At 73.5% G+C, this 17,882-nt stretch carries 17 protein-coding genes and 1 tRNA gene; 13 read left to right on the top strand and 5 right to left on the bottom strand.

All coding sequences use genetic code 11. From position 1 onward, the window contains the following. Window positions 1-121: 121 nt before the first annotated feature. On the bottom strand, window positions 122-733 hold the full coding sequence (locus tag ACIGO8_RS31075) for a GNAT family N-acetyltransferase (RefSeq protein WP_399737603.1): 612 nt from the start codon (window positions 731-733) through the stop codon (window positions 122-124). A 279-nt stretch (window positions 734-1,012) separates the two neighbouring features. After that, window positions 1,013-1,273, bottom strand: coding sequence for a hypothetical protein (locus ACIGO8_RS31070; protein ID WP_399737601.1), 261 nt, complete (start codon window positions 1,271-1,273; stop codon window positions 1,013-1,015). 369 nt (window positions 1,274-1,642) lie between these two features. On the opposite strand from ACIGO8_RS31070, the gene ACIGO8_RS31065 reads away from it, so the two are divergent. Continuing rightward, window positions 1,643-2,728 (top strand): chitinase, encoded by a 1,086-nt coding sequence (locus ACIGO8_RS31065; protein ID WP_399737599.1) that lies wholly within the window; start codon window positions 1,643-1,645, stop codon window positions 2,726-2,728. Window positions 2,729-2,773: 45 nt separating this feature from the next. Here the strand turns inward: ACIGO8_RS31065 and ACIGO8_RS31060 are convergent, their stop codons facing one another. Further along, window positions 2,774-3,160: a VOC family protein gene (locus tag ACIGO8_RS31060; protein ID WP_399737597.1), complete on the bottom strand. Its 387-nt coding sequence runs from the start codon at window positions 3,158-3,160 to the stop codon at window positions 2,774-2,776. Between the two features lie 361 nt (window positions 3,161-3,521). Between ACIGO8_RS31060 and ACIGO8_RS31055 the strand changes: the two genes are divergently transcribed. The 10 genes from ACIGO8_RS31055 (at window position 3,522) to ACIGO8_RS31010 (ending at window position 14,925) form a co-directional block, all read left to right on the top strand. After that, window positions 3,522-4,787: a sensor histidine kinase gene (locus tag ACIGO8_RS31055; protein WP_399737595.1), complete on the top strand. Its 1,266-nt coding sequence runs from the start codon at window positions 3,522-3,524 to the stop codon at window positions 4,785-4,787. Continuing rightward, on the top strand, window positions 4,784-5,449 hold the full coding sequence (locus tag ACIGO8_RS31050) for a response regulator (protein ID WP_399737593.1): 666 nt from the start codon (window positions 4,784-4,786) through the stop codon (window positions 5,447-5,449). The genes ACIGO8_RS31055 and ACIGO8_RS31050 overlap by 4 nt, the downstream gene beginning before the upstream one ends. A 162-nt stretch (window positions 5,450-5,611) precedes the next feature. Further along, window positions 5,612-5,684 (top strand) — tRNA-Asp (locus tag ACIGO8_RS31045). Window positions 5,685-5,740: 56 nt separating this feature from the next. Further along, on the top strand, window positions 5,741-6,895 hold the full coding sequence (locus tag ACIGO8_RS31040; protein ID WP_399737591.1) for a gala protein: 1,155 nt from the start codon (window positions 5,741-5,743) through the stop codon (window positions 6,893-6,895). Next, window positions 6,892-8,865 carry an ankyrin repeat domain-containing protein gene (locus tag ACIGO8_RS31035; protein WP_399737589.1) on the top strand — a complete coding sequence of 658 codons (1,974 nt, stop codon included), beginning with the start codon at window positions 6,892-6,894 and terminating at the stop codon, window positions 8,863-8,865. Before ACIGO8_RS31040 ends, ACIGO8_RS31035 begins: the two co-directional genes overlap by 4 nt. After that, on the top strand, window positions 8,862-10,100 hold the full coding sequence (locus ACIGO8_RS31030; RefSeq protein ID WP_399737587.1) for an AAA family ATPase: 1,239 nt from the start codon (window positions 8,862-8,864) through the stop codon (window positions 10,098-10,100). The genes ACIGO8_RS31035 and ACIGO8_RS31030 overlap by 4 nt, the downstream gene beginning before the upstream one ends. 11 nt (window positions 10,101-10,111) lie before the next feature. Next, on the top strand, window positions 10,112-11,374 hold the full coding sequence (locus tag ACIGO8_RS31025) for a VWA-like domain-containing protein (RefSeq protein ID WP_399737586.1): 1,263 nt from the start codon (window positions 10,112-10,114) through the stop codon (window positions 11,372-11,374). A 48-nt stretch (window positions 11,375-11,422) separates the two neighbouring features. Beyond that, window positions 11,423-12,619 carry an MFS transporter gene (locus tag ACIGO8_RS31020; protein WP_399737584.1) on the top strand — a complete coding sequence of 399 codons (1,197 nt, stop codon included), beginning with the start codon at window positions 11,423-11,425 and terminating at the stop codon, window positions 12,617-12,619. Window positions 12,620-12,879: 260 nt separating this feature from the next. After that, the gene (locus tag ACIGO8_RS31015; RefSeq protein WP_399737581.1) at window positions 12,880-13,296 is read left to right on the top strand and encodes a hypothetical protein; all 417 of its coding nucleotides are present in this window, start codon (window positions 12,880-12,882) and stop codon (window positions 13,294-13,296) included. A 72-nt stretch (window positions 13,297-13,368) separates the two neighbouring features. Next, window positions 13,369-14,925, top strand: coding sequence for a SulP family inorganic anion transporter (locus ACIGO8_RS31010; protein WP_399737579.1), 1,557 nt, complete (start codon window positions 13,369-13,371; stop codon window positions 14,923-14,925). Between the two features lie 44 nt (window positions 14,926-14,969). On the opposite strand, the gene ACIGO8_RS31005 is transcribed toward ACIGO8_RS31010, so the two are convergent. Both ACIGO8_RS31005 and ACIGO8_RS31000 read right to left on the bottom strand, forming a co-directional pair. Beyond that, the gene (locus ACIGO8_RS31005; protein WP_399737577.1) at window positions 14,970-15,257 is read right to left on the bottom strand and encodes a hypothetical protein; all 288 of its coding nucleotides are present in this window, start codon (window positions 15,255-15,257) and stop codon (window positions 14,970-14,972) included. After that, a complete protein-coding gene (locus ACIGO8_RS31000) occupies window positions 15,254-15,577 on the bottom strand; it encodes a hypothetical protein (protein WP_399737575.1) in 324 nt (107 codons plus the stop codon). Before ACIGO8_RS31000 ends, ACIGO8_RS31005 begins: the two co-directional genes overlap by 4 nt. Before the next feature lie 229 nt (window positions 15,578-15,806). Here ACIGO8_RS31000 and ACIGO8_RS30995 point away from each other — a divergent pair, with 229 nt between their 5' ends. Then, on the top strand, window positions 15,807-17,474 hold the full coding sequence (locus ACIGO8_RS30995; protein WP_399737573.1) for a sodium:solute symporter family protein: 1,668 nt from the start codon (window positions 15,807-15,809) through the stop codon (window positions 17,472-17,474). An 18-nt stretch (window positions 17,475-17,492) separates the two neighbouring features. Next, a complete protein-coding gene (locus ACIGO8_RS30990) occupies window positions 17,493-17,798 on the top strand; it encodes a hypothetical protein (protein ID WP_399737571.1) in 306 nt (101 codons plus the stop codon). The last annotated feature ends 84 nt before the right edge of the window (window positions 17,799-17,882 follow it).

Raw genomic sequence — 17,882 nt, 5'->3', positions numbered from 1 at the left:
CTACAACAAGAACGGCTCGGTCGACCTGATCGCCGACGTCACCGGCTACTACACCGGCTGACCCGGCGGGCCGGTCCCGTATCTCCCGCACCACCGTGCCGCAGGGCCTCATGACGGATGCTCAGGAGGCCCTGCGGTCCGTGCGGGTCCGGGACACCGAGCCGTCCGCCTTCGACCGGCTGTCGAGATCCGCGGACAGCGCCGCGTAGATGTACTCGCTGCCCCAGCGGTCCCCGTCGAGATCGTTCTCGACCAGGTGCGCCTCCCGGCGCATCCCGAGGCGCTCACAGACCCGCACGGACCCGGTGTTCTCCACGTCCAGCCGCGCGTAGAGCCGGTGCACGCCCAGCGTGTCGAAGGCGAACCCGGCCAGCGCCGCAGCCGCCTCGGTCGCGTAGCCGTGCCCCTGGTGAGCCGGGTGGATCGTCCAGCCGATCTCGGCCTGGGCGGCGCGGGCGTCGGCCAGGGCGAGGCTCACCTCGCCGAGGACGCCGGGCTCGTCGCGTCGGCAGACGGCGAGCGACAGTTTGTCCCCGTCGGCCCGCCAGACCGTCTGCACCGCGCGCTCGGCGGCAACCTGCTCGCTGCGCTCACGCGTGTGCGCCGGCCGGTACAGGTAGCGCGCCACGCTCGGCAGGCTCTGGTAGGCGTACAGGTCGTCGGCGTCGTCGGGAGTGAACAGACGCAGCGACAACCGGGCCGTGGTCAACGGCAGCAGCGAGGCGACATCCATGCGGACCTCCGGGACGCGGATGTGGATCAAGACGCGGACGGATTGTCGCACCACGCCCGCCCGGCAGCCACGCCTTTTCTCTCCTGCGGGACCCGCCCGGCGGGCGTCAGTCTCGCTGCTCCGAGGTGGTCCTGAACTGCAGGGCGATCTCGGCCGCTGCCGGGGGCTCTTCTCGTCGCTCAGCAACACGCTTCCGGACGTGCCCGAGTCGGTCCATGCGCACGCGATGGGGCGTCTACGGGGCGGGCCGCCGGAGCGGCCCCCCTCCTCACCGCGAGGTCAGCCGGTGAAGTCGTCCAGCTCGTACGGGGACACCCACCAGCCGTTGCGGCAGATGCGGCCCTCGGGGTCGTGGTCGCCTTCGGCGTACTCGCCGCTGCCGGTCTTCTCGCCGTTGGGGCCGGTGAAGTAGCTGGTGTAGTAGTAGCGGCAGCCGACGGCCGCCTTCGCAGCGGGCGCGGCCTGCGCCGTGGGGACGACGGCGAAGGCCGCCGCGGCGGTACAGGCGGCAACAGCGACAAGACGTGTGAACGTCTTCATGACAGGGATCTCCTTCATCGGCGGGGCGAGTCGTTCGCTCGCCCTCGCGTCGCCGCCAAGGCTGCCGCCCGCCGTCCTCCCGCGCCCCGTCCCACACGCGGAGCTTCACCCGGCCTGGTCGGGCGAACCGATTCATCGCTCCGCCATACAGTGCAACAGCTGTGCAGGAGGTGGCACAGAAAGGCAGAGCACGTGGTCGTCCAGACGGTACCGGACTCTCGGTCGTTCCGAGGCCTGCCCGGCCGCGCTGCACACCACCCCCAACTTCTCTTGCTGCACGGGTAGTTGACGAAAGGTATGGACCAATCTACGGTCGGCTGCAGCGCGCGCCATGCTCAGGACCCACCCCCCACGTCCCAAGGAGCACGCATGCCACGCCACCGGATCGCGCACAGCCTCGCCACCGCGCTCGCCGCCCTGGTCGCCGCCACCGTCCTCACGGCCCCCGCGTCCGCCGTCGCACCTTCCGCCACGACCGCGCCCACCGTCGCCGCGGAGACCTGCGCACTCAAGCCGAAGCCCGCCGGCAAGGTGCTCCAGGGCTACTGGGAGAACTGGGACGGCGCGGCCAACGGCGTCCATCCGCCCTTCGGCTGGGCGCCCATCGACGACCCGCGGTTCGCCGCCCACGGCTACAACGTCGTCAACGCCGCCTTCCCCGTCATCCGTTCCGACGGCACCGTGCTGTGGGAGGACGGCATGGACGCCACCGTCCGCGTCCCCACACCCGCCGAGATGTGCCGGGCCAAGGCCGCCGGAGCCACCATCCTGCTGTCGATCGGCGGTGCCGCCGCCGGCATCGACCTCAGCTCACGCGCCGTCGCCGACCGCTTCGTCGAGACGATCGTCCCGATCCTGAAGACGTACAACTTCGACGGCGTCGACATCGACATCGAGACCGGACTCGTCGGCAGCGGCAGCATCACCACCCTCTCCGCCTCCCAGGCCAACCTGGTGCGCATCATCGACGGGATCCTGGCCCGCATGCCCGCCGGCTTCGGACTGACGATGGCGCCGGAGACGGCGTACGTCACCGGCGGCAGCGTCGCGTACGGCTCGATCTGGGGCGCGTACCTGCCGATCGTCAAGAAGTACGCGGACAACGGCCGCCTGTGGTGGCTCAACATGCAGTACTACAACGGCAGCATGTACGGGTGCTCCGGCGACTCCTACTCCGCCGGCACCGTCGCCGGCTTCGTCGCGCAGACCGACTGCCTGAACCGAGGGCTCGTGGTCCAGGGCACCACCGTCCGCGTCCCGTACGACAAGCAGGTCCCCGGCCTCCCCGCCCAGCCCGGCGCCGGCGGCGGCCACATGGCGCCGTCGGCGGTGGCACAGGCGTGGAACCACTACGGCGGATCCCTCAAGGGCCTGATGACCTGGTCGGCCAACTGGGACGGCTCGAAGGGCTGGACCTTCGGCGACAACGTCAAGGCCCTCCAGGGCCGCTCGTAGGCCGTGTACGGCCCAGGCGGCACCGTCCGGCCGGGCACGCGGGCGTCAGGAAGGCGTCGCGGCCCGGTCGGACGCGCTGCGAAGCACGCAGAACTCGTTGCCCTCGGGGTCTGCGAGCACCGCCCAGCCGGAACCGTCGGGCTCGCGGTGATCGGCGACGAAGGCGGCACCCAGACCCAGCAGCCGCTCCACCTCCTGCTCACGCGAGGTCTCGGGGCGAAGACAGAGATGGATCCGGTTCTTGACCTGCTTGGCCTCGGGCACCTGGTTGAAGTACAGCACCGGGCCGCCGTCCGCCGGCAGGACCTGGGTCTCCCGGTCGCCCGGTCTGCTCTCCGGATGCAGCGGCCGGCCCGTCACCTCGCTCCAGAACCGGGCCAGTTCATAGGCATCCGCACAGTCGATCGCCACGTTCTGCACTACCGAAAACATGTGCCAGAGCCTTCCCCACTTCCGCTGCGGAACGCCACCCGATTCCGCCCGCCCCGTCGCGCACGGCCCGCAGCCCACAACCCACGCCCCAGAGCCCGGCGCTCCGAGCACAAGGCGGCGCCGATTCTCCCCCGTGCGAGAACCGGCGCCGCCGCGCCCCGCGGCGGTCCCCGGCCGGCCGCGGGCGAGCGCGCCGCCGTACCGTCGTGCTCGCCCGCGGCAGAACGATCTCCCACGGCCCCGCCCCACCGCATCGGCCGACGAGACGAGTCACCGGGTAAACCTGCGCGGTAGCGCCCGACGCCGCCGGCTGCTTCCCGGGTATGACGACACGCCGCACGGCCGGCCCTAGCATCGTGCGATGCGCACCAGGGCCGTATCGGCGACGTGGCTTCGTGACGTGGATCCCCGGTTCGTCGACGCGACGCTGGCCGTGGGCCTGGTGGCGGCGACGTCCGCGGTGGGACACCAGTACCACCCGGCGGGCTGGCCGCCGTTCGACGCGAGCGCGTACGGCCTCACCGCGCTCATCGGCATTCCGCTCGCGTTCCGCAGGGTCACGCCGGTCGCCGCGCTGGTCGTGTCCTGCGCCGCGTTCGCCTGGTACCTGGCCGCGGGCTACCAGCCCTCGCTCAACTTCTGGGTCCCGGCGATCGCGCTCTACAGCGTCGCGGCCCAGCGGCCCTTCCGTACGGCCGCGGCCGCCGCCGTCCTCGTCGCCGCCGTCATCCTCTACAGCGGACTGACCGCTCCCGAACTCGGCGTCGCCACCGCCGTCGTCCAGGCCCTCGCCGTGCCGCCCGTCGTCTGGCTCTTCGGCACCAGCACCCGCCGCATCGCCCGCAGGAACCGGCAGCTCGCGCAGCTCACCGCCCAACTGCGCGAGGCACAGGAGGAACGGGCCAAACGCGCCGTCGCCGAGGAGCAGCGGCGCATCGCCCGCGAACTCCACGACGTGGTCGCCCACCACATGTCGGTGATCAACGTGCAGGCGGGCATGGCCGGTTACGTCTTCACATCCGCGCCCGCCACCGCTCGCGCCGCCCTGGACACGATCAGCGAGACCAGCCAGGAGGGCCTGCGCGAGCTCCGCCGCATCCTGACCCTGCTCCGTACCGAGTCGTCCGTCGAGGCGAGCCCGGACGACCCGGCTGCCGAGCCCGGCACGGGATACGCCCCGATGCCCGGCCTCGCCGGGCTCGCGGACATGGCCGAACGCGTCCGGGCGGCCGGCGTCGCCGTGGAACTGCGCACCGCCGGCACGCCGCGGCCCCTCGCACCCGGCGTGGAGCTGTGCGCCTACCGCGTCGTGCAGGAGGCCCTGACCAACGTCATCAAGCACGCCCGCCCGGCCCACGCCGCCGTCCTCGTCGAGTACGGGCCGGCCGAACTGCGCGTCACCGTCACCGACGACGGCCGCGGCCGCCCCGCGCCCGTCAACCGTACGGATCCGGCCAACGTTGCCGCGCCGTCAGGACACGGCTTGATCGGCATGCGCGAACGCGCCAGGCTCTACGGAGGAACAGTGGACGTGGGCCCTCGGGCCGAGGGGGGATTCGCCGTGCGCCTCAGACTTCCCGTCACCGGCGAGGGTTCCGGCCGGTGGGGGAGTGCGCCACCGGCATGATCAGAGTGCTCGTGGTGGACGACCAGGACCTGATCCGGGCCGGTCTCGTCGCCCTGCTCCAGGCCGCCCCCGGCATCGAGGTCGTCGCGGAGGCCGACGACGGCGAGTCCGCGGTCGACCGCGCCGCCCACGTACGGCCCGACGTCATCCTCATGGACATCCGCATGCCGGGCATGGACGGCACCGTGGCCACCGAACGCATCCTCGCCGCAGCCGACGACCCCGTCCCGCGCATCCTCGTCCTGACCACCTTCGACCTCGACGAGTACGTCTACGCGGCCCTGCGCGCCGGCGCCTCCGGCTTCCTCCTCAAGGACACCGGGCCCCAGCGGCTGATCGACGCCGTCACCGCCGTCGCCCGCGGCGGCATGCTCTTCGCGCCGAGCGTCACCCGCCGCCTGATCGAGACCTACGTCCACCACGCCGACCCCACCCCGGACCCGGCGCCCGACCTCGACGTCCTCACCGCCCGCGAGTGCGAGGTGCTCCGCCTCACCGCGAGGGGCCTGTCCAACACCGAGATCGCCGCACAGCTCTACATCGGCGAGGCCACCGTCAAGACCCACCTCAACCGCACCATGACCAAACTCAACGTCGACAGCCGCGCCCAAGCCGTCGTCGTCGCCTACGAATCCGGCCTCGTCGTCCCCGGCGCCCGCTAGACCCGGCCGCACAGATCCGCAACACCCGCAGATCCGCAACACCCGCAGATCCGCAACACCCGCAGATCCGCCGACGCCGGTCACCGGGTCCGCCCGCCGGACCCGCGTCCGTCAAACGAATGATCGAAACCGGCCGTGCGCACGGCTATGATCGTCCGCAGCAAGGCCGTAGCGCAGAGGTCGTCGCGCCCACGCATCAAGCGGGAGGACGTCGGTTCGAATCCGACCGGTCTTGCGTCTCCTTGAAGTCGACGCGGACGCCGGGCCCCGGCGAGGACCGGTGGAGTGGTGATGGAAGAGCCGACAACGCCCGTACGCTGCCCCGCGATCGAGCACCCCGACCTGCCGCTCGCCGACCCCGCCCTGCTCGCCCCGCTGACGGCCCGCCTCGGCGACCCGCGCCCGCTCGCCGACGACGAGACCTTCCCGCTCGGCACGCTCCGCGCCGACGGACGCCTCGACCTGTGCAAGCAGGGCCTCGGCCCCGACGGAGCCGCCCGGCTGCTGCCCGCCGCCGTCGCCTCGCCGCACGCCGCGCACCTCCTCCTCGGCACCAACTCCCTCGGCGACGACGGCGCCCGCACCCTCGCCGACGCCCTCCTCGCCGCCCGCGAGACCGGCGCCGGCCACCGGATCCACACGCTCTACCTCGGCTGCAACCGCATCGGCCCGGCCGGCGTGACCGCCCTCGCCGACGCCCTCGCCGACGACACCACCGTCCGCGCGCTCTGGCTCAAGCGGAACCCCGTCCACACCACCGGCGCCCGCACCCTCGCCGCACTGCTCCGCCGCAACACCGCCCTGCGCACCCTCGACCTCGTCAACTCCGGCCTCGGACCGGGCGGTGTACGCCTGATCCTCGACGCGCTCCTCGACCGGGAAGCCCCGCTCGAACGGCTCTTCCTCGGCGGCAACGGCCTGACCGCCGCCGACGCGCCGCTGCTCGCCGCCCTTGTCCGCGACGCCGGCGTCCGCGAGCTCTACCTGCCCGCCAACCACCTCGGCGACGACGGCACCGCCGTCCTCGCGGCCGCGACCGACCCGGCACGGCCCGTCCGCCTCGGCCTCGGCGGCAACGGCATCGGCCCCGCCGGCGCCCGCGCCCTCGCCGACGCCCTGGACGGCATCGACACCCTCGACCTCGGCCGCGCCCTGTCCGAACGCAGCCTCGGCTGCCCCGGCAACACCACCGGCGACGACGGCGCCCGCGCCCTCGCCGACGCCCTGCCCGGCAGCCCGCTGCGCCGCCTCGAACTCCGCCACACCGGCATCACCGGCCGCGGCGCCAAGAGCCTGCTCGCCTCCCTCCCCGACGAACACCGCCTCGAGTACGTGGGACTCGGCCCCGGCCTGCCCCGCCGCGTCAAGCGCTCCTTCACCGAGCGACTGCGCCCCGCCCGCCCCACCCACCCCGACCTGCGCGCGATCGGCAGCCTCTACCGATGAGCCGGAATCCGACCCTCCTCACCGCCACCGCCACCGCCACCGCCGCGCCCCCGGTCGCCCTCCTCTCGCCCGCCGACACCTCCGCCTGGGTCCGCATCCGCCGCTACGCCGTCCCCGGCTGGATGATCGAACGCGCCACGCAGGCCCGTCTCGCCGGCGACTGGAAGGCCGCCTGTGCCGCGGCCGCCGTCGACGTCCCCGCCGACCTCGACCCGGAACGCGCCGCCGAGAAGTACGGCGCGGATGTCGCGGCCCGGCTCGCCGACGACCTGCGCCACCTCGCGCCCGACCTCATCCGCTGGCACCTGCCGCGCGCCCTCGGCGGCCACACCACGCTCGCGCCTGCCCAGCGCGTCGTCCTCGCCCGGTACGGCAGCGCGGGCCCCGTCCTGTCACTGACCACCCACCCGATGCTGGAGGGACCGCAGCGCCTGCGCCTGCACCTCGACGCCGCACCCGCCGGTCCCGACCGCCACCAGCTCCACGGCGTCACGTACACCACCCAGGACTGGAGTGGGGCCCGCCGCTTCTGGGACGCCCGCCGCTCGGGCGAACTGCGCCTCAGTGCCGGTCCCGCCGCCACCGGCCGCCTGCCCTTCCTCCACCCGGACGGCACCCCGCTCTCCGCCGACGAGCTGCCCACCGAGGACCCGGGTACCACCGACCCGGCCGCCCGCGCCGAATGGGTCGCCGTGCTCCAGTCCCGCGGCGCCCACGTCGAGGCGTTCGCCGCCGCCGGACTCGACCTCGACCTGACGCCACCGCCCCAGGGCCCGCGCTCCTACCGGCAGCTCGACGTCGCCGGGCTCGTCGCCTGGTGCCCGCACGATCTCACCCGCCTCGTTCCCGAGGCCCGTCGGCTCCACCGTGCCGGATTCGGTACGAGCTTCCGCGTCCCCGTCCACTGGAGCGGCCACCTGCGCCTCACCCTCGACGCCTCCGACCCGGACGCCGAGCGGGCCCGGGCCCGTGTCACCGGCCGGGAGCGCGGTCAGGAGGAGGGCGCCACCCTCCTGCCCTCGTACGTCTGGCAGCGCCTGCCCGACATCGCCCTGCTGCGCGCCGGCCTTGTCCGCCCCGAGGAACTGCACCCGCTCGTCGCCGCCGCGCTCCTGCCCGAGGCCGGCCCCGCCGCCGGCCCGCCCGGCCCGAGGCCGGCCGAAGCGGTCCGGGTCCGCTGCAACGGCGTCTGGCACCAGGTCGCGCCCAGGAACGGCACCCTCGACATGCCGCACACCGAGCAGGAGCGGCAGCGCGAACACGCCCTGCGCGCCTTCGGCGGGACCATATCCGGCTGCTTCGCCGCCCAGCACGCCTGGACCACGGGCGAGGGACGGCTTCCGCGCGGCCTCCACGCCCAGCGGCTCGCGCTCTTCCAGCACGTCCAGCACGGCGACACACCCGCCGTCCTGGCGTACCTCGACGCCGGCGGCGACCCGCACGTCCGCGACCGTTCGGGCCGCGGCCTGCTGCACGTCCTCCACCTCGTCGACCACGAGGAACTGCTGCCGCGGCTGCTGGCCACCGGCCTCGACCTGGAGGCGAAGGACAAGGCGGACCGCACGCCTCTGCTCAGCGCCGTCGCCGACGGAGGATCGGCCGAACTCGTCGCAGACCTCCTCGCCGCCGGCGCCCGGATCGACGTCACCGACGAGATGGACCTCTCGCTCGCGCACTTCATCCGCCGTTACGAGCGGATCGACCTGCTGTTCCTGCGCAGGCGGGTCCAGGAGGAGCACCCGGGCCTCGGCAACGAGTGGTACGAGGAATTCCTGAGCGAGCGGGACTCCGAGCACGACTGGGACGACGACCCGGACGACACCGACGAGACCGGCGACGCGACCGGCGACGGCGACCACGGCGACAACGGCACCGACAACGACACCGGCGACGCGACCGGCGACGCGACCGGCGACGCCGACCACCGCGACGACGCGCACGAGGCCAAGGACGAGGACACCTCCGCATGACCGCCCCGACCCGGAACACGACCACGGCCACGCCCTCCACCGCCGCGCCCGCCGGCGTCCCCGCGCCGCTCGCCGCCGCCGACGCCCTCAACGCCCGGCTGAGCACCACCCGTACCGAAGCCGCCGGCAACACCCAGCTGGAGGCCCTCGCCCTGGCCGTGACGGCGAACCAGCCGGTCCTGCTCTGGGGCGAGCCGGGCATCGGCAAGTCCGCCGGCATGCAGCAGCTCGCCGACGCCCTCGGCGTCCACCTGGAGACCGTCGTCGCCAGCGTCCACGAGCCGTCCGACTTCGCCGGCCTGCCGATCGTCGGCGACGACCCGGCCACCACCGGCGTCCCCATGGCCCCGCCCGACTGGGCCGTCCGGCTCGCCCGCACCGGCCACGGGCTGCTGTTCTTCGACGAGCTGTCCTCGGCGCCGCCCGCCGTGCAGGCCGCCCTGCTCCGCGTCGTCCTCGAACGCCGGGTCGGCAGCCTCGCCCTGCCCGAGTCCGTCCGCATCGTCGCCGCCGCCAACCCGCCCTCCAGCGCCGCCGACGGCTGGCACCTCAGCCCTCCGCTCGCCAACCGCTTCGTCCACCTCGACTGGACGCACGAACCGCGCACCGTGGCCCGCGGCATGGCCGGCACCTGGCCCGAGACGACGCTGCCGACGGTCGAGCCCGCCCGCGCCTCCGGCGCCGTCGCCCGTGCCCGCGGTGTCGTCTCCGGCTTCCTCACCGCCCGCCCGGGCCTCGCCCATCACATGCCGAAGGACGCCGAGAGCCGCGGCCGGGCCTGGCCCTCCCCGCGCACCTGGGAGATGGCCCTGCGCCTGCTCGCCGCCGGTTACGCCTCCGGTGCCGGGCAGGAGGCCCGGGCGGCCGCCGTCGTCGGCGCCGTCGGCGAGGCCGCCGGCATCGAGCTCCTGTCCTACCTGGAGAACCTCGACCTGCCCGACCCGGACCGGGTGCTCGCCGACCCGTCGGCCTTCGCCCTGCCCGAACGCGGCGACCGCCAGCTGGCCTTCCTCATCGCCGTCGTCGCCGCCGTGCAGAGCGAACCCACCCGACCGCGCTGGGAGGCCGGCTGGGAGGTCCTCGCCAAGGCCGTCGACGCCGGGGTGCCCGACGTGGCCGCCCGGGCCGCCCGCGACCTCGCCGCCCTCCGCGAACCCGCCTGGCCCATCCCGTCCGGCATCGACGCCTTCCTGGAACTCCTCCAGCTCGCCGGCGCCCTGCCGGGCGCCCGCTGACGGCCCACCCCATGCCCGCCCCCACCCGAGACCCCGACCCGGCACCCGCCCCCGAACCGGACCCGGCACCCGGCCTCGCCCCCGAACTGGACCGCGCCAAGCTGCTCGCCGCCCGCTACAAGGCGGCCGAGAACCGCCCGTACCTCGCCTCCGCCCTCTACGCGCTCACGGTCGTGCCCTCCCACCGGGTGCGGACCATGGCCGTCGACCGGCACTGGCGCTGCTACGTCGCGCCCTCCTTCGTCGAGACGACCGACGTCGAGGAACTCGCCGGGGTGTGGATCCACGAGGCGGCGCACCTCCTGCGCGACCACCACGGCCGGGCCGACCGGCTCCCCGCCGCCGACCAGCGCGACCACCTCCGCGTCAACCTCGCCCAGGACTGCGAGATCAACGACGACCTGATCTCCGACGGACTGCGCCTGCCCGAAGGACGCGTGGAACCGCGCCTCTTCGGCCTGCCCGAAGGCAGGCTCTTCGAGGAGTACCTTCCCGGCATCCCGCCGACCGACCACCACCTGGACTGCGGCTCCGGCGCGCACGGCGTCCCGGCGCCCTGGGACCTCGGACCGGCCGGCGGCGCCGACGGCGTCACCGGCCTCGGCCCCGTCGAGGCCGAGGCCCTGCGCCGCCAGACCGCCCAGGCCGTCCGCGCCCACGCCCGGCAGCGCTCCAGGGGCACGGTCCCGGCCGGCTGGCGCCGCTGGGCCGAGGAGGTCCTGGAACCCACCGTCGACTGGCGCAAGGCCCTGACCGGCGCCGTCCGCGAGGCCGCCGCATGGGCGGCCGGCGCGGTCGACTACACCTACCGCCGCCCCTCCCGCCGCACACCGGCCCTCGGCGGCCGCGTCGTCCTGCCCACCCTGCGCCGCCCGCTGCCGCGCGTGGCGATCGTCGTCGACACCTCCGGCTCGATGGGCGAGGACGACCTCGCCGCCGCGCTCGCCGAAGTCTCCGGCGTGCTGCGCGAGGTGGGCATCGGCGGCAACCGCGTCGCCGTCCTCGCCTGCGACGCCGACGTCCACGCCGTCGCCCGGGTCACCGCCGTCGACCAGGTCGAACTGGCGGGCGGCGGCGGCACGGACATGACCGTCGGCATCCGCGCCGCGCTCGCCGCGCCCGAGCCGCCGCGGATCGTCGTCGTGCTCACCGACGGCTACACGCCCTGGCCCGCGGAACCCGTCTCCTGCCGCCTCGTCGCCGCCCTCATCGGCGACGGGGCACCCGAGCCGCCCGCCTGGGTGGAGACCGTACGGATCACGCCCCGCTCCTGACGGCCGGTCACCGCGCACGGCGCACCCGGCCGGGTTACGGTCGACGGCATGGTCGTCGGTGAGCGTCAGAGCTGGCTCCGGTGTCTCCTCGCGGGCGCCGTGTTCGTCGTGTGCATGGCCGGTACGACGCTGCCGACCCCGCTCTACCCGCTCTACCAGGACAAGTTCGGCTTCTCCGAGCTGACGGTCACCGTCGTCTACGCCGTCTACGCCTTCGGGGTCATCGGCGTCCTGCTGCTCGCCGGCAACGCCTCGGACACCGTCGGCCGCCGCCCGGCCCTGCTGTGGGGCCTCGGCTTCGCCGCCGTGAGCGCCGTCTGCTTCCTGGCCGCGACCGGCCTCGGCTGGCTGTACGCGGGCCGGCTCCTGTCGGGCCTGTCGGCGGGCCTGTTCACCGGCTCCGCCACCGCCTACGTCATGGAGCTCGCCCCGCCCGGCGGCTCCTCCCGCGCCACCTTCGTGGCGACCGCGGCCAACATGGGCGGCCTGGGCTGCGGCCCGCTCCTCGCCGGCCTGCTCGCGCAGTACGCTCCCGACCCGCTCGTCCTCCCCTTCGCCGTCCACCTCGGCCTGGTCGCCGTCTCGGCCCTCGTCCTGTGGCGGCTGCCCGAGACGGTCGAGGAACCAGGGCCGCTGACCGCCGTACGGCCCCGGCGCCCGGCCCTGCCGCCCGAGGTGCGGGCGGTGTTCGTGCCGGCCGCGATCGCCTCCTTCGTGGGATTCGCCCTGTTCGGCGTGTTCACCTCGGTCAGCCCGGTCTTCCTCGCCCAGTCCCTGCACGTCGACGACCACGCCGTCAGCGGCCTCGTCGTCGCCCTCGCCTTCTTCGCCTCCACCGCCGGACAACTCGTCGTCACCCGCGTCGGCGTGGCCCGCTCCCTGCCCCTGGGCTGCGCCGTGCTCCTGGTCGGGCTGCTGCTGCTCGCCGGCGCCCTGTACGCCGACCTGCTCGCCCTCGTCGTCCTGTCGGCCCTCGTCGGCGGCACCGGACAGGGCCTCGCCTTCCGCGCGGCGATGTCCGCCGTCGCCCAGGCCGCACCGCCCGACCGCCGCGCGGCCGTCATCTCCAGCCTGTTCGTCGTGGCCTACACCGGCATCTCGCTCCCCGTCATCGGCGTCGGCCTGCTGACCGGCCCGCTCGGCCTGGAAGGAGCGGGCGACGTGTTCATCGGCTGCATGCTGCTCCTCATCGTCCCCGCCGCCCTCTACCTGCTGCGCCGGCCGGTCCGCACACCGGAGCACTGACCGGTCCGGACGTGCGCCGGGCGCGCCCGGACCGTGCCGCCGTGCGCGGGCGGCCGCGGACGGGTGAGCCTCCGGCGCCGTGCGCGCCCTGGCGCCGATCCCGTATCCGATCGCGTCAAAGTGCGGTGGGTTCCAGTCGGAAACCCGGGCTGTTCACCGGCCGTTACGGGGCCCTGTCACCGGCGCGTATTACTCTTCATTGACCTCGGCTTGAATGTGCTTTGGTGAATGCTGATGTCGGCGTGACACGGGGGAGGGACGTGCTCAAGACACCGGCCGGGCGCGCCCGCACGACGAGCGTCGCCCTCGTGCTCGCCCTGCTCCTCGCCGTTCTCTGCGGCTCCGGCACTTCCGGGACGGCCGGCGCCGTTTCGACCGCGTACGAGACCGTGCCCACGAACTCCGGCACCTCGACCAGCCCCGCGCCCTCCGCCAACTCCCCGCAGCCCACCGGTTCCAGCAGCTCCGCGAACCGCGCGAACGACGGCGAGCTCACCGCCGCACCGGGCCGCTCGGCCACCCGCCGACGCCGACGCACCGACCCGCGACCCACGGGCCCGGTGCCACGCCCGGACCGGACCGGCGCGACCCGCCGCGGCCGGCACCGCCGGGCCGGCCCCGCCGCCGCGCCCGACCCCGCACGAGAACCCTCCGCACTCCAGGTGTTTCGCTGCTGACAGGCAGGACCGACGCGACTCTCGTCCTGTCAGCCCGACGCGCCCTCACGGCGCGCCAGGAGGAATTCATCCATGCGATCCCTCACCCACACCACCCGCGGCTCCGGCCGCTCCGACCGGCGTGTGCGTCTCCCGGACCTCAGGTCCGACGTCGCCGCCTCCCTCGTCGTCTTCCTCGTCGCCCTCCCGCTGTGCATCGGTGTGGCCGTCGCCTCCGGCGTACCGGCCGAACTCGGACTCGTCACCGGCATCGTCGGCGGCGTCGTCACCGGCATGATGCGCGGCAGCAGCCTCCAGGTGTCAGGGCCGGCCGCCGGCCTGACCGTGCTCGTCTTCGAGGCCGTCCGCAGCTTCGGCCTGCCCGCGCTCGGCGTGATCGTGCTCCTCGCCGGGCTCCTGCAGATCCTCATGGGCGCCCTGAAATGGGGGCGCTGGTTCCGTGCCATCTCGCTGTCCGTCGTCGAGGGCATGCTCGCCGGCATCGGCCTCGTCATCATCGCCGGCCAGCTGTACGCGGCCGCCGGCCTTCCCGCACCCGCCTCCGGTCTCGCCAAGCTCGCCGGCCTGCCCGGCGCGCTGGTCAAGGCCCTGGACAGCACGGCCGCCCTCGCCTCCGTGGCCGTCGCCGCCGGCACGGTCCTCGTCGTCGCCGGCTGGCGCCGACTGCCCCGCGCGGCCCGGGCCGTTCCCGGCGCACTGGTCGCGGTCGTCCTCGCCGCGGCGGCGACCTGGCTGTTCGACCTCCCGGTCGCCACGGTGCGGGTGGGCGGCGTCCTGGACGCCGTACGCCTGCCCGGCGCGGACTCCCTCGCCGCCCTCGCCGACGTGGCCCTCCTCGGCACCGTGCTCGCGTTCGCGCTGATCGCCTCGGCCGAGTCGCTGTTCAGCGCGGCGGCCGTCGACCGGCTGCACGCCGGCCCGCGCACGCACTACGACCGCGAACTCGTCGCCCAGGGCGTCGGCAACACGGTGTGCGGTCTGCTCGGCGCGCTGCCCATGACCGCCGTGATCGTCCGCAGCTCGGCCAACGTGCAGGCCGGCGCCCGGACCAAGGCCTCCCGGGTCCTGCACGGCGTCTGGCTGCTGCTGTTCGCCGCCTTCCTCCCGGCCGCCCTCACTTTCATCCCGCTCGCCGCCCTCGCCGGAATCCTCGTCCACGCCGGCTGGAAGCTGATTCCCTTCCGGGCCGTGGCCACCCTCTGGCGCACCCACCGCGGCGAGGCGCTCGTGCTCGTCGTCACGGCGGTGGCGATCGTGGCGGTCAACATGTTCGAGGGTGTGCTGATCGGTCTCGTGCTGTCCCTGGCCAAGGCCGCCTGGGACGCCTCCCACCTGCGCATCGACCGTACGGACGACGGCCAGGGCCCCGTCCGGGTCCAAATCTCCGGCACGGTCACCTTCCTGCGCCTGCCGAAGATACTCGACGCCCTCGAAGCCCTGCCGCACGACCGCCCGGTCGAACTGGACCTCTCCCAGGTCCACCACCTGGACCACGCCTGCCGCACCGCGCTGGAGGCGTGGGCCGCCCGCCACCACCCCGCCGGCGCCGAGGCCGTCCGCCTGCACGCCGTACCGGACGACACCCGTACGCCTGACCGCCCTCCGGCGCCGAGCACGGCACCGCACTGACCAGCAAGCGCCGGTGGCCGCCGACCGGCGGCCACCGGCCCCGTTCAGGGCCCGGCGACGAGGAAGACGATCTCGACCCGGCCCGGCTCACCGTCTCCCGTGTCGTGCACCCGGTAGAGCAGGGTCACGGTGATGCCGGTGTCGGCGGCCGGAAGCGTGGCCACCCGGCGCAGTTCGGCGCCCTGCAGCTGCTCGGTGCGCGACTCCGCGGGCCGCGGATCGTCGGCGAGGGCGGCCAAGGCGTCGTGCAACGCCCGGCGGCCACCGGGGGAGAGGTGCGCGATCGTGGAGTAGAGGCGGCGGGGAATCTCGACGGCCCAGCGGCCGCTCACGCGGTGGCGCCCTTGTCGAGGTGGGCGACCAGGTCCTCGAACGTCATCAGGTCGGCCTCGCCGGCGAGCGAGGCCCGGATCGCGTCCCGTACCTCCGGCCGGGTGCGCAGCGCGACCAGATGACGGGCCTCCAGGATGACGGCCTCGTGCTCCCGCCCGAACCGGGCGGCGTCGAGCCGCGCGTTGAAGGCGACCAGCTCGGCCGGGTCGACGACGGCCAGCGCGGCGCGCAGCTCCGCGAGCGTCTGCGGCCCTTCACCGGCCTCGATCCGATACGGGTCGGCGTAGGCCGGGACCGAATTCTGCGGCAGCGCGCTCATGGTGACGCCTCCTCATCTCGGAGACCTCCACGGTACGGCGCCGGGCCCCCTGTGCGGGAGGGGTGTGCGGGAGCACAGCGGCACGAACCCCCGGTGACAGCGCTTTCTTCCGGCATTTCCACCACGTTCAATCACAATCAAACAAAGATGACCAGGATCCGTGTTCACTTCTTGTGCGCACTCCCGTAGCTTCGCCGCTGTTCCTTTCGGGCGACGAAGCGAGTGACTCATGCACCTGGCCGCGGAGCTGCGGCTCCCCACGAACTGGCTCGACTACTCCATCCTGGCGATCTACTTCGCCGTCGTCCTGGGCATCGGCTTCGCCGCCCGGGCGAGTGTCAGAACCAGCCTCGACTTCTTCCTCTCGGGCCGCTCGCTGCCGGCCTGGGTCACCGGACTGGCCTTCGTCGCCGCCAACCTCGGCGCGACGGAGATCCTCGGCATGGCGGCGACCGGCGCCCAGTACGGCGTGGCCGTCGTCCACTGGTACTGGATCGGCGCCATCCCGGCGATGGTCTTCCTCGGCCTGGTGATGATGCCGTTCTACTACGGCTCCAAGGTCCGCTCGGTCCCCGAGTTCCTGCTCCAGCGCTTCGACCGGTCGGCCCACCTGCTCAGCTCGGTGCTGTTCGCGCTCGCCGCGATCCTGATCGCGGGCGTCAACCTCTACGCCCTGTCGATCGTCGTCGAGGCGCTGCTCGGCTGGCCGCAGTGGGTCGCCATCGTCGTCGCCGGCTTCTTCGTCCTGGCGTACATCACCGTCGGCGGCCTGTCCTCCGCCATCTACAACGAAGTGCTGCAGTTCTTCGTGATCCTCGCCGCGCTCATCCCGCTCACCGTCCTCGGGCTCAAGCGGGTCGGCGGCTGGGACGGACTGACCACGTCCCTGGAGAAGAGCCACGGCGCCGACTTCCTCTCCGCCTGGGGCGGCACCGGCATCGGCGACGCCAACCCGCTCGGCGCCAACTGGCTGACCATCGTCCTCGGCCTCGGCTTCGTGCTCTCCTTCGGCTACTGGACCACCAACTTCGCCGAGGTCCAGCGGGCCCTGTCCGCCAAGAACCTCTCGGCCGCCCGCCGCACACCACTGATCGCCGCCTTCCCGAAGATCTTCATCGTCTTCGTCGTGATGATCCCGGGCCTGGTCGCCGCCACCCTCGTCCCGAGGATCGGCACCGCCGGCTCCGACCTCACGTACAACGACGCCATACCGCTGCTCATGCAGGAGCTGCTGCCCAACGGCGTGCTCGGCATCGCCGTCACCGGCCTGCTGGCGGCGTTCATGGCGGGCATGGCGGCGAACGTCTCGTCCTTCAACACGGTCTTCACCGCTGACATCTGGGCCAAGTACGTGGTCAAGGGCCGCGACGACGGCTACTACCTGCGGTTCGGACGGCTCGTCACGGCGCTCGGCGTCCTCGCCTCGATCGGCACCGCGTTCCTCGCGTCCAGCTTCTCCAACATCATGGGCTATCTGCAGACCCTGTTCTCGTTCTTCAACGTGCCGATGTTCGTCGTCTTCATCATCGGCATGTTCTGGAAGCGGGCCTCGGTCAGGTCCGGCTTCTGGGGCCTGACGGCGGGCACGGTGGCCGCGATGGTCAACTACTTCGTCATCTACAAGCAGGGCGTCGTCGACATCCCCACCGACCAGGGCGCCAACTTCGTCTCCGCCATCGTCGGCTTCGTCGCCGGCGCCGTGGTCATGGTCGCCGTCACCCTCTTCACGGCGCCCAAGCCCGCGTCCGAACTCGCCGGCCTGGTCTACGGCACCCGGTCGCCCGGCATGGACGAGGCGCCCTCGCAGGGCGACGAGGCCTGGTACCGCCGCCCCGCCCTGCTCGGCTGGGCCGCCGTCGCGCTGGCCGCCGCCTGCTACATCCCGTACTCCTTCTGACGATCGGAGGCACCTTCCATGTCCGAACTCCACCACGAGGTCTCCGAACTGGAGAAGAAGTCCGCCACCGCGGCCCGCCTCTTCGACATCCGCCGCATCATCGGCGGCCTGTTCACCCTCTACGGCGTGATCGTGACCCTCGCCGGCCTCACCGCCGACGACGCCGCCATCGCCAAGGCCGCCGGCGTCAACATCAACCTCTGGACGGGCCTGTCGATGCTCGCCCTGGGCCTCTTCTTCCTCGTCTGGCTCGCCCTCCGCCCTCTGACGCCGCCCGCGCCGCCGACCCACGAAGAGAGCGACCAGAACGGCCAGGACGGCTAGGGCCTGTCCGGCCCTGGAACGCGCACCTCTCCCGCCACCGCCGTCGGCCGCGACCGACCAGCACCGTCCGATCGTCGATCATGG

Origin of the sequence: Streptomyces sp. NPDC053493 (genome assembly GCF_044544825.1) — a bacterium.
Lineage (GTDB): Bacteria > Actinomycetota > Actinomycetes > Streptomycetales > Streptomycetaceae > Streptomyces.
This window is presented reverse-complemented; position numbering and strand designations above follow the sequence as displayed.